The sequence below is a fragment of the Fulverythrobacter fulvus genome, assembly GCF_037154085.1.
In the GTDB taxonomy this organism is placed as follows: Bacteria; Pseudomonadota; Alphaproteobacteria; order Sphingomonadales; family Sphingomonadaceae; genus Andeanibacterium; species Andeanibacterium fulvum.
Genome location: NZ_JBANRM010000001.1, coordinates 810,931 through 823,435 on the forward strand (window position 1 = coordinate 810,931; position 12,505 = coordinate 823,435).

Genomic DNA, 12,505 nt, shown 5'->3' on the forward strand with positions numbered 1-12,505 from the left:
TTAGCCCTCCTGGCCTTCGGTCGCCTCGACCGCCACGGCTTCCTCAGCCGGGGTGTCGGCGGGCGCCGCGTCATTGCTGTTGGCCGCGCTCTTCAGCCCGGCGGGATAGGGAGCCTCGGCGTGACGCGAAACCTTCACGGAGTCGCGAACGAGGAGCCATGCGTTCTTCGAACCCGGGACCGAACCCTTCACGAAGATCAGGCCGCGCTCGTCATCGGTGCGGACGATCTCGAGGTTCTGCTGAGTGCGCTGACGGTCGCCCATGTGGCCGGCCATCTTCTTGCCCTTGAACACGCGGCCCGGATCCTGGCGATTACCGGTCGAACCGTGAGCACGGTGGCTGATGGAAACACCGTGGGTAGCGCGCATACCGCCGAAACCCCAGCGCTTCATCGCACCGGCAAAGCCCTTGCCCTGCGTGTCGCCAGTGATGTCGACCAGCTGACCCGGCACGAAGTGCGAGGCAGCGATCGTCGAACCGACTTCCAGCACCGCATCATCGGCGACGCGGAACTCGGCGACCTTCATCTTGAGCGACACTTCGGCCTTGGCGAAATGTTCACGCTGCGGCTTGGCAACGTTCTTCTGCTTGGCTTCACCCGAACCGACCTGGAGAGCGGTGTAACCATCCTTCTCCTGGGTACGGACCGAAACCACCTGGCAGTCTTCCAGGGCAAGAACGGTCACGGGAACGTGACGTCCATCCTCCTGGAACAGGCGGGTCATCCCGACTTTCTTAGCGATCACGCCTGTGCGCATGACCAATCTCCTCAACAGAGGCACCTGGACCCATTCCAGGTGCTTGCCAGCCCTAATTGTGATGCATCGCCCCGTCCGGGCTGAGCACCCTCCCCCAGCTTTGAAGCCTCGGGGAGAGCAAGACGGGGGACGCAGCCCGGATCCGATGATCCGGCGGTATCCCAATGTCTGCGCGGGACTTTGCCCGCGGACCGGGCCGGATAAATCCGGCTTCCGGATAGGATGCGGCCCGAAGGCCAAAACTTTCAGATCAGCGGCTTAAGCCAGCTTAATCTCAACATTCACACCAGCCGCCAGGTCCAGCTTCATCAGCGCGTCGACCGTCTGGGCGTTGGGCTGCACGATGTCCAGCAGCCGCTTGTAGGTGCGAACCTCGAACTGTTCCCGCGACTTCTTGTCGATGTGCGGACCGCGGTTCACGGTGAACTTCTCGATACGCGTCGGCAGCGGAATGGGGCCCCGGATCAGCGCGCCGGTACGGCGGGCGGTTTCGGCAATCTCGCCAGTCGCCTGATCGAGAACGCGGTGGTCAAACGCCTTGAGGCGAATGCGAATATTCTGAGCTTCCATTTCCAACTACCGATGCGAAAGAGCCAAGGCGATCCGAAAACCGCCAAAAACAAAGAACCGCCCCGCCTCACCGAATGTTCGGGAAGGGGCGGCCCCCAGAAACTTTATAGGCAAAAGCCGGACCCGCAGGGGACGAATCCCCCGCGGGTCGCGCGCCTATATTACTTCGTGATCTTGCTGACAACCCCAGAACCGACGGTACGACCGCCTTCACGGATTGCGAAGCGAAGACCTTCGTCCATCGCGATCGGAGCAATCAGCTTCACGCCGATCGTCACGTTGTCGCCCGGCATGACCATCTCGGTGCCCTCGGGGAGGATCACTTCGCCGGTCACGTCGGTGGTGCGGAAGTAGAACTGCGGACGATAGTTGGCGAAGAACGGCGTGTGACGGCCACCTTCGTCCTTCGACAGCACGTAGACTTCGGCGTTGAATTCGGTGTGCGGGTTCACGGTGCCCGGCTTGGCGAGGACCTGGCCACGCTCAACCGATTCACGAGCGATACCGCGGATCAGCGCACCGACGTTGTCGCCGGCTTCACCACGATCGAGCAGCTTGCGGAACATTTCGACGCCGGTGACGGTCGTCTTCTGGGTGTCCTTGATGCCGACGATTTCGACTTCGTCACCCACGTTCACAACGCCGGTTTCGATACGGCCGGTCACAACGGTACCACGACCCGAGATCGAGAACACGTCTTCGATCGGCATCAGGAAGGGCTTGTCGATCGGACGATCGGGCTGCGGGATGTAGTCGTCGACAGCCTTCATCAGCTCGAGGATCGACTTTTCGCCGATTTCCGGATCGCGGCCTTCGAGAGCGGCCAGAGCCGAACCCTTGACGATCGGAATATCGTCGCCCGGGAAGTCGTAGCTGGAGAGCAGTTCGCGGATTTCGAGTTCCACGAGCTCGAGCAGCTCTTCGTCGTCAACCTGGTCGACCTTGTTCATGTACACGACCAGCGCCGGCACGCCGACCTGGCGGGCAAGCAGGATGTGCTCGCGGGTCTGCGGCATCGGGCCGTCAGCAGCGTTCACAACCAGGATCGCGCCGTCCATCTGGGCGGCACCGGTGATCATGTTCTTCACGTAGTCGGCGTGGCCCGGGCAGTCGACGTGCGCATAGTGGCGAGCGTCGGTTTCGTATTCCACGTGAGCGGTCGAGATGGTGATGCCGCGCTCGCGCTCTTCGGGAGCCTTGTCGATGTTCGCGAAATCGACGGGGGCGCCGAGGACCTTGGTGATCGCAGCGGTCAGCGTGGTCTTGCCGTGGTCGACGTGACCGATGGTGCCGATGTTGCAGTGCGGCTTGGTCCGCTCAAATTTTGCCTTAGCCATTTGTCAAAACCTCTATTTTCTCAAAATTCGATCAATGCGGGATACGGCGCCCGTTGAATCAGGCGCCGCCCCTAGACGGTCGCTCGCCGTTAGGCAAGCTTCTCCTTGACTTCGGCCGCCACGTTGGCGGGCACTTCGTCGTAGTGCGAGAACTGCATCGTGTACTGGGCGCGGCCCTGGGTAAACGAGCGCAGTTCGTTGACGTAGCCGAACATGTTGGCCAGCGGCACGAAGGCCTCGACCACCTGGGCATTACCGCGGCTGTCGGTGCCCTGAATCTGGCCACGGCGGGAGTTCATGTCGCCGATAACGTCGCCCATGAATTCTTCCGGAGTAACCACTTCCACCTTCATGATCGGCTCGAGCAGCTTGATGCCGGCCTTCTCGGCGACTTCGCGCATTGCGCCGCGACCGGCGATTTCGAACGCGATCGTCGAGGAGTCGACGTCGTGATACGCACCGTCATAGAGGCGAATTTCGAAGTCGATGATCGGGAAGCCGATCAGGTAGCCGCTGGCTGCCTGTTCGCGCATGCCCTTTTCGATCGACGGGATATATTCGCGCGGAATGTTGCCGCCCTTGATCTCGTCGATGAAAGTGATGCCCGCGCCGCGTTCGCCCGGAGCAACCTTGACCTTCACGCGGCCGAACTGGCCGGTACCGCCCGACTGCTTCTTGTGGGTGAAGTCGACATCCACCGGCTTCGACAGCGATTCGCGATAGGCCACCTGCGGCGCACCGACGTTTGCCTCGACCTTGAATTCGCGACGCATGCGGTCGACGAGGATTTCAAGGTGAAGTTCGCCCATGCCCTTGATGATGGTCTGGCCCGATTCATGGTCGGTCGAGACGCGGAACGAAGGATCCTCGGCAGCCAGGCGATTGAGCGCGATGCCCATCTTTTCCTGGTCGGCCTTGGTCTTGGGTTCCACCGACAGTTCGATAACCGGCTCTGGGAATTCCATACGCTCGAGGATGATCGGAGCGTTCTTGGCGCACAGCGTATCGCCGGTGGTGGTTTCCTTGAGGCCCGCCAGCGCGACGATGTCGCCCGCGAATGCTTCGTCGATGTCCTCGCGGTTGTTGGAGTGCATCAGAAGCATGCGGCCGATCTTTTCGTCCTTCTCCTTCACGGAGTTGAGGTACGAACCCTTGGAGAGCTTGCCCGAATAGATGCGGGCGAAGGTCAGCGAACCCACGAACGGGTCGTTCATGATCTTGAACGCCAGCGCGCTGAACGGAGCTTCGTCGCTCGAAGGACGGCTGTCTTCCTCGTCCGAGCCGGGCTTCACGCCCTTGATGGCCGGAACGTCGATCGGGCTCGGCAGGTAGTCGACAACGGCGTCGAGCAGGGCCTGCACGCCCTTGTTCTTGAACGAGGAGCCGCACAGCACCGGAACGAACGCATGCTCCAGCGTGCCCTTGCGGATCAGCGCCTTGAGCTGGGCCACGTCGGGCGCCACGCCTTCGAGATAGGCTTCGGTCGCCGCATCGTCCTGTTCGACGGCGAGTTCGACCAGCTTTTCGCGATATTCGGCAGCCTTGTCGGCGAGGTCGGCCGGGATTTCTTCATAGAAGAATTCGGCGCCCAGGCTTTCATCCTTCCAGATGATCGCGCGGTTGTTGACGAGGTCGACCAGGCCCTTGAAGCCCGATTCAGCGCCGATCGGCAGATACAGCACCAGCGGCACCGCGCCGAGGCGATCGATGATCGTCTGCACGCAGTAATAGAAGTCGGCGCCGGTGCGATCGAGCTTGTTGATGTAGCACATCCGGGGAACGCCGTACTTTTCAGCCTGGCGCCACACGGTTTCGGACTGCGGCTCAACGCCGGCAACGCCGTCGAAAGCAGCAACCGCGCCGTCGAGCACGCGCAGCGAACGTTCCACCTCGATGGTGAAGTCCACGTGGCCCGGGGTGTCGATAATGTTCAGGCGGTGCTCAGGGCCATTGCCCTCTTCGGCCTTCCAGAAACAGGTCGTCGCGGCCGACGTGATGGTGATGCCGCGTTCCTGTTCCTGCTCCATCCAGTCCATGGTGGCGGCGCCATCGTGCACTTCGCCGATCTTGTAGGACTTGCCGGTGTAGTAGAGAATCCGCTCGGTCGTCGTGGTCTTGCCGGCGTCGATATGCGCCATGATACCGAAATTGCGGTAGCGTTCGATCGGATGGCTGCGTGCCATGGTGGTTTCCTTAAGGCCTTTCGGAGGTCAGGCCGGCCAATGCCGGCCCTCGCCCCATATAGTAACGATTGTGACCGGCAAAAGACACGCCCGATGCGTGCCCTTCCCCGGCCCGCCGCTTACCAGCGGTAGTGGCTGAACGCGCGGTTGGCGTCGGCCATGCGGTGAGTGTCTTCCCGCTTCTTGACCGCGTTGCCGCGATTGTTCGCCGCATCCATCAGCTCACCCGAAAGGCGGGCAGCCATGGTGGTTTCCGCACGGCCGCGAGCGGCAGTGATAAGCCAGCGGATCGCCAGGGCCTGGGCACGCTCGGGGCGCACTTCCACGGGGACCTGGTAGGTCGCACCACCAACGCGGCGCGAACGCACTTCGATGGCCGGCTTCACATTGTTCAGCGCGTCATGGAAAACCTGAACCGGATCGGTCTTGGCCTTGGTCTCGACAGTGTCGAGCGCGCCATAGACGATCTTTTCGGCGGCAGACTTCTTGCCGTCATACATCAGGTTGTTCATGAACTTCGAAAGCACCACATCCCCAAACTTGGGATCGGGCAGGATTTCCCGCTTCTCGGGACGACGACGACGTGACATCGGTAATTCCTTTTCAACTGGGCGGCGCTTCCGTCAGGCGGCGCGCCGGCCCTCAATCCTTGCTCGCGGCGGAGCTTACTTAGGACGCTTGGCGCCGTACTTCGAACGGCTCTGCTTGCGGTCCTTCACGCCCTGCGTGTCGAGCACGCCGCGCAGCACGTGGTAGCGCACGCCGGGAAGGTCGCGCACACGGCCGCCGCGGATCAGCACAACCGAGTGTTCCTGCAGGTTGTGGCCTTCGCCGGGGATGTAGGAAATGACTTCGCGCTGGTTGGTCAGGCGGACCTTGGCGACCTTGCGGAGAGCCGAGTTCGGCTTCTTCGGGGTCGTGGTGTAGACGCGAGTGCAGACGCCGCGCTTCTGCGGGTTCTGCTCCATCGCAGGGACCTTGCTCTTGGCCTTCTGCGGCACGCGGCCCTTGCGGACCAGCTGGTTGATCGTAGGCATTAAATCTCTTCACCTTATCTTCTGACCCCAAAGGGGATCAGGCTTGTCGACAATACGACCGGGTGAAGAGTGAAGGATGGCGCCCTCTCGTCATTCCCGCGAAAGCGGAAACCCAGGCCTCGCAAAAGAGGCCCCGAAGGAAGCACCAGCCGAAACGCTCCACCAGGCCACAAGGCCGGGTTACTTTGCCGGTCGCCCCAATGGGACCGCACCGCCAATGTTCAGCTCGTAATGCCCGGCACAGGGAATCCCTGCCCGAACTTGCGCGGGCCATTAGGGGAAAGGGGGGATGAGGTCAAGCGGGGGGTGGGGAGATGGCGAGGCGGCGCCTGATCCCCGTCCTATCTTGCCAAGATTTACAATCTCACTCGCAGGAAAGCCTAGTGTCAACACACGCTCATTCTCCCAACCATGCTGCATCGCGTTAACATCTACGAAGGCATACCTAATTTAAGTATCAATAGCGCATCCCCCATCAACACTTGACGTCGCTATTCCTGCCGCCGATATGAACTGCGTTCATCTGACCGGCCGCATCGGACGGTATGATCGCTTGATCAGGGTGAACGCCCAGAACGGCCCTTCCTGTATAGGTGGGGCCGTTCGTCATTTGGAGGGGTTATGGCTGAGTGGGCGCTCTATTTGGATGAATCAGGGACAACGGACCCTCATAGCTTGCCACTTAATCCGGGCCAAAGTCCGCTTTTCACCTTGGCAGGGGTAGCACTACCGCTCTCTCGCTGGCGCGACTATGATCGCCGTTATCTTTACCTCAAACGCGAGTTCTTTGCTGCGGAAATCGAACGATCATCGAAGATTGACGCAGTGTGGGAAGTGAAGGGATCGGACCTTCTAAGCCCTAGAAATAGTGGATCAGAACGAAACGCTACGTTTGTTTATCGCGTGCTTGATCTGGTCGAAGAATTGGGAGGTCGAGTCGTTGGAGTAACCGTGCTAAAGGGCGCAATCAACCCAACACCAAAGACTACCATTTACACTAAAGCCCTACAGATCATCGCAGAACGTTATGCTGAATTCTTAAAAGAAAAACGATCTACTGGAGTAATGATACTAGATTCTCGCATGGCACATCTTAAAAAAGGAAACGGTTTAGATTATACCGTAGCAGTTAGCTACCTTAGTTTTATATTTGGCAATGAAGAAGGGCGCTTATTGCGCCCATTGATCGAAGCCCCTCTTTTTGCCGACTCGGGTCTGACAGCGGGACTACAAATTGCGGATATAATTTCTGCGTTGACATACACAAACTCCTATCGAGAAAGACTGGCTCCGAAGGGAGCAGAGCCAACTCTGGGTTATTTTGATTATAGTCATACCAAGCGATACTGGTTACGCTTCAAGAGTCTTGTATTTGAATCACAAGCTTTACACGCAGGTCATCGTATGTTCGGATTGCGAACACTTGATCACCGCGATTCACAACCAACACCTGCGCACCTTGATGCACTTGTTGAGCATTTCAAATAGTATCAAAATTTTTTGTGCGCCCATCGTTTCCTGAATCAACTAAATATCGTCATCGGCGCGTTTTTGAGAAATTGAATTATCCGCCGGCGTCACAACTGCTGCTATCTTCCAACCCACCCCCAACAAACCATTTTCCTACACGCCCCGTTTCTGCAATCTGGGGCGGGTTATGGCCTATACTTCCCCGCATGGCCTCATCCGCATATCTCCCTATCCGCTTGAGGATCGGGCGATTTCCTCCGCATTAACCCGCAAGGACGAGCCGCCTTCAGGGGCGGACACCGCGCCTGCGTTGCCCGGCGAGGCAACTGGCGGCGGCGGTGGGGATATGGGGCAGGTGCCCCTCCACCAGCCTGTGGCTGGTCCCCCTCCCCGTGTCGGGGAGGATTTGGAGACGGCGGCCTTCTCCTCCGCCTGCGCGGGGGTAACGAAGGGAGAAGGCGTGGCGGGCGTCGGGCAAAGTGCCGCCTCGCGGCAAGCGCGCGGCGTGCACGAAAGCGCGAAATGGAAAGTCACACATCGCAATGCGCGCAAGGGCCAAAAACGGCTCGAAACCGCGCCTTGCAGGGGGTGTTACACAGTGTGTTTCGGGGGCCGTTCTGCGTAACACGAGGGTGACACATCCGCCCCACCCTGCTCAGTCGGCGAAGTCTCGGAAATGCGGATTTCGTGCTCGGCAAGCCCGCGCTTCACGCAGTGGATTGCCGCGCTGCTACGCCGCTCGCAATGACAGTGAGTGTCGGGCTCTAATTGCCCGGCGGCGGAGGCGGCGGGCCGCCCGGACCTCCGGGTGCGCCGCCGGGGCCGCGCGGATCGCGCTTGCCCGATGCCTCGCGCAGGGCAATGATCTCGTCCACTGTCAGCCAGCCATCCTTGTTGAGGTCGGCCTTGTCGAACAGCGCGCCTTCATGGGCGAGCAGTTCCTCCAGCGAAACGCCGCCATCGTAATTGCTGTTGGCCTCCACGATCAGCGTCGCGGTGATCGGGGCGATGATGTCTTCCAGAACTTCGTCGTCGCGATCCTTGCCCAGATCGAGCGGCAATTGTTCCGCCACCAGCGCAATCCGCTCGGCGCCGGCACCGTCGCCTTCGGCCAGCACGGCCGAGCCGAGCGAGCGTTGCCATGCGGAGAATTCCTCCAGGCTGATCTGGCGGTTGCGGTCCGTATCGATGGCACCGAAACGCTGCGAGATCATCGCAGCCTTGCGCCCCTCGATCGCGGCGTTGAATTCGGCCAGCGTGATGGAGCCGTCACGATCCGTGTCGCCGGAACGGAAGACCTTTTCCACTGCCTGATCGAACTTCTTGCGGGCGATCGGCTCGTCCATTCTGGGGCCGGAACGGCCGCGTTCGATCCGGGAGGGTTCGCCGCCATAGCTCACGCCCTGCGCGCCCACAGGCTGCGAGGCGGCGAGAACGGCCAGCGCCGTGCCGAACAATGCAAGATATCCGCGCATGATGCCCTTTCCTCCCCGCGCCGGACCGGTTCCTCCGTCCCGCGCAGTGAATGGCGAATGAACCGCCCCGCCGCTTACCTGCCGACAATGCCAAGCAACTCGATCGTGAAGAACAGAGTCGCCCCGCCGGGGATCGGCCCTGCACCGCGCGGACCGTAGCCCATGTCGGCGGGCACCGCGATCTCGATCGTGTCGCCCACGCCCGCCTGCGGCACGGCCATCTGCCACGCCGGAATCAAGCCGCGCAAAGGGAAAGTGGCCGGGCGGCCGGAGGCATAGGAACTGTCGAACTCCGTCCCATCCGTCAGCGTGCCGCGATAATGGATGCGCACCGTGTCTCGCACCGTGGGATGCTCGCCCGTGCCATCGCCCTTCACCCGGCGCCACATCAGACCGCCTTCCATCCATTGCCAGCCATCTTCCGCCTTGAGTGAGGCCAGCGCGGCCTGCTGCTTGTTGAGCCAGGCGGCATCCTGCTGGAGACCGGTGCCCTGCGGTTCTTCCTGCGCGCGGGCGGCAGTGAGGACCAGCGCCGGAATAGCGGTGACGCCGAGCAACAGGAAAGGAATGTAGGAGAAGAAGCGTTTCATAGGAGTGGTTTACTCAAACTGGCGGCGATTTCAGGCCGTAAGAAATTCAACGAGTTGGCGCACTTTCTTCTGACGCCATTGTGGACGCGGCGCGACCAGCCAATAGGCGCGGTGGCCCGGCTCCGGCCCCTGCAGCGCCTGCAGCCTGCCATCGGCCAGCAGTTCCTCTACCAGCAGCAGCGGCAGCATGGCCTTGCCCAGCCCTGCCCGCACGCTGGCAAGCGCCTGCGCGGCGTTGCCCACCTGCAGCACGGCCTCGGCCCCATCGGGCAAGGGCGCGCCGGGCCATGCGATCCAGTCATCCGGGGCCCCATCGGCAGCCACCACCACGCGCATGGCCGGGGCAAGCTGCAGCCCCTCCAGATCGCCCGGCCCTTCCGCCAGGCGGATCGCGATATCCAGATTGGCCTCGGTAAAGTCCACTTCCTCGCCCGCGATCAACTGATAGCGGATTTCCGGGTTCTCCTTGCGGAACGCGGCAAGGCGCGGGGCGAGCCAGGTGGCCCAGAATTCATGCGGGGCGGCAATGGCATAGCTGTAGCTGGACTGACCCGCCTGCATCGCCTGCACGCTTTCCTCGAAGCGCAGGAAGCCTTCGCGCAAAGTGTCGAGCCCGGCCACCGCCTCGTCGGTCAGTTCCAGGCCCTTGGAGGTGCGGCGGAACAGGACCACGCCCAGCACATCTTCCAGCGCGCGGATCTGCTGGCCTACGGCCGCCGGCGTCACCGCCAGTTCGTCCGCCGCGCGGGTGAAGGACAGGTGCCGGGCTGCGGCATCGAATACGCGCAAGGCGTTAAGGGGCAGATGCGTCCGCTTCATGGTGACAGGGGATTTAGGCTGACCGGCGGCTGTGGGCAACCAAGCATGGCTTGGGCGGACGAAAGTCGGTCCGTCCCAGCCAGTTGGCCCCCGATCAGTTAGCCGTTGCAGGGGCTGCGAGGGGGAAAAAGGGAATGGCCACTTCGAACAGTTCGCCCTCCCGCGCGCCGTCCAGCCGGCGGAAGGTGTAATGCCCTTCCATGCTGCCATGCGGCGTGGTGAGCGGGCAGCCGGAGACGTAATCGTGGCTCCGGCCCGGGGCGAGTACGGGAGTTTCGCCAACCACCCCTTCGCCCTGGACGATGTTCACCATGCCGCGCCCATCGGTGATGCGCCAGAAGCGGGAGAGCAATTGCACCGTCTCGTCCGAATCGTTCTCGAGCCGGATGTGATAGACCCAGAACCACTTGCCCGCTTCCACGCGCGACTGATCGGGCATGAAATTCACCGCCACTCTGACAGTGATGCCCTGCGTGATCGCGGCGTGCTGAAACAGTTCCTTCATGAGTCGGGACGGTAGCCATATTTGGCCGGGCGTCAAAGGGTGCTAAGGGGCCGCATGGGACGAATGCGCGCCCTTACCCCGGCAATAGCCGCTGCGGTACTGGTGGTATCGCATCCATCGCCTGCGCATGCCCATCCGGGCGGGCTCGACGCCAGTGGCTGCCACACCAATCGCAAGACGGGCGAGTATCATTGCCACCGCGCCGCCAATAGGCCTGCCCCCGCCCCGTCTCCCCGGCGGAACGGGTCTGCCGGCACCTATTATCCCAATTGCGCCGCCGCGCGGGCAGCAGGAGCAGCGCCCCTGCGACGCGGCGATCCGGGCTATCGTGCCGGGCTCGACCGCGACGATGACGGGATCGCCTGCGAATAAACTGCCCGGCCAGCCTTCCGCCTCCCCCGGCATGCTGTTACCCCTGACATTCTGTTGCCAATGCGACGAACCGCATGGCGAAGGGGCCCCGCATGCACGGTGTGACGACGACCGAACTGTTCCTGGTGGCGCTCACCCTGATCTTCGCCGTGCCGTGGCTTATCTGGCGCCTTTTCCACACCGACTATTTCGCGCCGCTGGTGGTGGTGCAGATCGTCACCGGCATCCTGCTCGGTCCCGGCGTGCTGGGCGCGGCCTTTCCGGCCTATTATTCGACCATCTTCACCAAGGAAGTGATCGGCGCGCTGAACGGGATTGCGTGGTGGGCCGTGATGCTGTTCGTCTTCGTCGCCGGCATGGAACTGGACCTGCGCCGCACCTGGCAGCGGCGGCGGGAGACGGGCACGACTGCCTTCTTCGCGCTCGCAGTGCCTCTGGCGCTGGGCAGTGCAGCGGCGGTCCTGCTTCTGGCGGTAAGCCCGGACGGCTGGGTCGGAGCATTGGGGCAAGATTGGCAATTCGTGCTCGGCACCGGCATGGCCTGCGCCGTCACTGCCCTTCCGATCCTGATCTTGCTGCTCGACAAGCTGGGTATCCTGCGCAGCCCCATGGGCCAGCGCGTGATCGGCTATGCCAGCCTTGACGATGTCGCGATCTGGGGCGTGTTGGCGCTGATCCTGCTCGATTGGGAACGGGTCGGGCGGCAGGCCATCTTCCTTACAGGTTTCGCTGTGTGCGCCCTTGCCATGCGCTGGCTGATGGCCCGGCTTTCCGTGCGCGACCGGTGGTATGTCGTGCTCGTCTGGCTCGCGGCAGCGGGCTATGCGGCCGACTGGTCAGGCCTGCATTACATGGTCGGCGCGTTCCTGGCGGGCGTGGTGCTTGACGCCGAATGGCTGGAAATCGAAGCGCTCGACCGGTTCCGCGACGCGATCCTGCTGGCGATCATGCCGGTGTTCTTCCTCTCCACCGGCCTGCGCACCAATTGGGACATGGGCGGCGTGGCAGTGATCGGCGCGGCAGCGCTGTTCCTTGCCGCCAGCGTGGCTGGCAAGCTCGCGGGCGTTGGCATCGCAGGGAAAATCCTCGGCTGGAACAAGGGCGATGCGTGGCTGATCGGCTGGCTGCTTCAGACCAAGGCGCTGATCATGATCATCTTCGTCAACATCCTGTTCGACAAGCAGATCATCACCAGTGCCAGCTTCACTGCCCTGCTGCTGGCGGCAGTAGGCAGCACCATGCTGACCATTCCCGTGGCCACCCCGGCCCTGCGCCGGATGGAGCATCAATAGGTCAGGACGATCCCGGCCCTTCTTCTACTTGCGAACGATTCTCATTAGCGGTAAACGAGTCGCAGATGCTCGGATAATGCCGATGGGAGTTTGCGT

13 protein-coding genes are annotated in these 12,505 nt (G+C 61.9%); 3 read left to right on the plus strand and 10 right to left on the minus strand.

The window, feature by feature from the left end; genetic code table 11:
* The 6 genes from rplC to rpsL all read right to left on the minus strand — a co-directional run bounded on the left by rplC (window position 1) and on the right by rpsL (window position 5,886).
* Window positions 1-759: a 50S ribosomal protein L3 gene (gene rplC / locus WFP36_RS03895; protein ID WP_336977998.1), complete on the minus strand. Its 759-nt coding sequence runs from the start codon at window positions 757-759 to the stop codon at window positions 1-3.
* 258 nt (window positions 760-1,017) lie between these two features.
* On the minus strand, window positions 1,018-1,329 hold the full coding sequence (rpsJ, locus tag WFP36_RS03900) for a 30S ribosomal protein S10 (RefSeq protein WP_040715017.1): 312 nt from the start codon (window positions 1,327-1,329) through the stop codon (window positions 1,018-1,020).
* 161 nt (window positions 1,330-1,490) lie between these two features.
* The gene (gene tuf / locus WFP36_RS03905) at window positions 1,491-2,666 is read right to left on the minus strand and encodes an elongation factor Tu (protein ID WP_054530259.1); all 1,176 of its coding nucleotides are present in this window, start codon (window positions 2,664-2,666) and stop codon (window positions 1,491-1,493) included.
* 89 nt (window positions 2,667-2,755) lie between these two features.
* Entirely contained in the window at window positions 2,756-4,849 is a 2,094-nt protein-coding gene (fusA, locus tag WFP36_RS03910) for an elongation factor G (RefSeq protein WP_336978003.1), read from the minus strand.
* A gap of 119 nt (window positions 4,850-4,968) precedes the next feature.
* Complete coding sequence (gene rpsG, locus WFP36_RS03915) at window positions 4,969-5,439, minus strand: 30S ribosomal protein S7 (RefSeq protein WP_054530261.1); 471 nt, start codon at window positions 5,437-5,439, stop codon at window positions 4,969-4,971.
* 75 nt (window positions 5,440-5,514) lie between these two features.
* Window positions 5,515-5,886 carry a 30S ribosomal protein S12 gene (gene rpsL / locus WFP36_RS03920; RefSeq protein ID WP_006831873.1) on the minus strand — a complete coding sequence of 124 codons (372 nt, stop codon included), beginning with the start codon at window positions 5,884-5,886 and terminating at the stop codon, window positions 5,515-5,517.
* A gap of 621 nt (window positions 5,887-6,507) precedes the next feature.
* On the opposite strand from rpsL, the gene WFP36_RS03925 reads away from it, so the two are divergent.
* Entirely contained in the window at window positions 6,508-7,374 is an 867-nt protein-coding gene (locus WFP36_RS03925; RefSeq protein WP_336978027.1) for a DUF3800 domain-containing protein, read from the plus strand.
* A 746-nt stretch (window positions 7,375-8,120) separates the two neighbouring features.
* Here WFP36_RS03925 and WFP36_RS03930 read toward each other — a convergent pair.
* From WFP36_RS03930 to apaG, 4 genes are all read right to left on the minus strand, one after another.
* A complete protein-coding gene (locus WFP36_RS03930; RefSeq protein ID WP_336978029.1) occupies window positions 8,121-8,831 on the minus strand; it encodes an EF-hand domain-containing protein in 711 nt (236 codons plus the stop codon).
* A gap of 74 nt (window positions 8,832-8,905) precedes the next feature.
* Window positions 8,906-9,421 carry an FKBP-type peptidyl-prolyl cis-trans isomerase gene (locus WFP36_RS03935; RefSeq protein WP_336978030.1) on the minus strand — a complete coding sequence of 172 codons (516 nt, stop codon included), beginning with the start codon at window positions 9,419-9,421 and terminating at the stop codon, window positions 8,906-8,908.
* Between the two features lie 30 nt (window positions 9,422-9,451).
* Window positions 9,452-10,240: a LysR substrate-binding domain-containing protein gene (locus WFP36_RS03940; RefSeq protein WP_336978032.1), complete on the minus strand. Its 789-nt coding sequence runs from the start codon at window positions 10,238-10,240 to the stop codon at window positions 9,452-9,454.
* A gap of 94 nt (window positions 10,241-10,334) precedes the next feature.
* Window positions 10,335-10,745, minus strand: coding sequence for a Co2+/Mg2+ efflux protein ApaG (gene apaG / locus WFP36_RS03945; protein ID WP_336978034.1), 411 nt, complete (start codon window positions 10,743-10,745; stop codon window positions 10,335-10,337).
* Between the two features lie 63 nt (window positions 10,746-10,808).
* Between apaG and WFP36_RS03950 the strand changes: the two genes are divergently transcribed.
* Together WFP36_RS03950 and WFP36_RS03955 are read left to right on the plus strand one after the other, a co-directional pair.
* The gene (locus tag WFP36_RS03950) at window positions 10,809-11,117 is read left to right on the plus strand and encodes an excalibur calcium-binding domain-containing protein (protein WP_336978036.1); all 309 of its coding nucleotides are present in this window, start codon (window positions 10,809-10,811) and stop codon (window positions 11,115-11,117) included.
* Between the two features lie 92 nt (window positions 11,118-11,209).
* Window positions 11,210-12,409, plus strand: a complete 1,200-nt coding sequence (locus WFP36_RS03955) for a cation:proton antiporter (RefSeq protein WP_336978696.1) — start codon at window positions 11,210-11,212, stop codon at window positions 12,407-12,409.
* The last annotated feature ends 96 nt before the right edge of the window (window positions 12,410-12,505 follow it).

What these genes read in the sequence shown, in the direction of transcription:
- rplC (WP_336977998.1), bottom strand. Translation starts at nt 759, where the DNA reads ATGCGCACAGGCGTGATCGCTAAGAAAGTCGGGATGACCCGCCTGTTC.
- rpsJ (WP_040715017.1), bottom strand. Translation starts at nt 1,329, where the DNA reads ATGGAAGCTCAGAATATTCGCATTCGCCTCAAGGCGTTTGACCACCGC.
- tuf (WP_054530259.1), bottom strand. Translation starts at nt 2,666, where the DNA reads ATGGCTAAGGCAAAATTTGAGCGGACCAAGCCGCACTGCAACATCGGC.
- fusA (WP_336978003.1), bottom strand. Translation starts at nt 4,849, where the DNA reads ATGGCACGCAGCCATCCGATCGAACGCTACCGCAATTTCGGTATCATG.
- rpsG (WP_054530261.1), bottom strand. Translation starts at nt 5,439, where the DNA reads ATGTCACGTCGTCGTCGTCCCGAGAAGCGGGAAATCCTGCCCGATCCC.
- rpsL (WP_006831873.1), bottom strand. Translation starts at nt 5,886, where the DNA reads ATGCCTACGATCAACCAGCTGGTCCGCAAGGGCCGCGTGCCGCAGAAG.
- WFP36_RS03925 (WP_336978027.1), top strand. Translation starts at nt 6,508, where the DNA reads ATGGCTGAGTGGGCGCTCTATTTGGATGAATCAGGGACAACGGACCCT.
- WFP36_RS03930 (WP_336978029.1), bottom strand. Translation starts at nt 8,831, where the DNA reads ATGCGCGGATATCTTGCATTGTTCGGCACGGCGCTGGCCGTTCTCGCC.
- WFP36_RS03935 (WP_336978030.1), bottom strand. Translation starts at nt 9,421, where the DNA reads ATGAAACGCTTCTTCTCCTACATTCCTTTCCTGTTGCTCGGCGTCACC.
- WFP36_RS03940 (WP_336978032.1), bottom strand. Translation starts at nt 10,240, where the DNA reads ATGAAGCGGACGCATCTGCCCCTTAACGCCTTGCGCGTATTCGATGCC.
- apaG (WP_336978034.1), bottom strand. Translation starts at nt 10,745, where the DNA reads ATGAAGGAACTGTTTCAGCACGCCGCGATCACGCAGGGCATCACTGTC.
- WFP36_RS03950 (WP_336978036.1), top strand. Translation starts at nt 10,809, where the DNA reads ATGCGCGCCCTTACCCCGGCAATAGCCGCTGCGGTACTGGTGGTATCG.
- WFP36_RS03955 (WP_336978696.1), top strand. Translation starts at nt 11,210, where the DNA reads ATGCACGGTGTGACGACGACCGAACTGTTCCTGGTGGCGCTCACCCTG.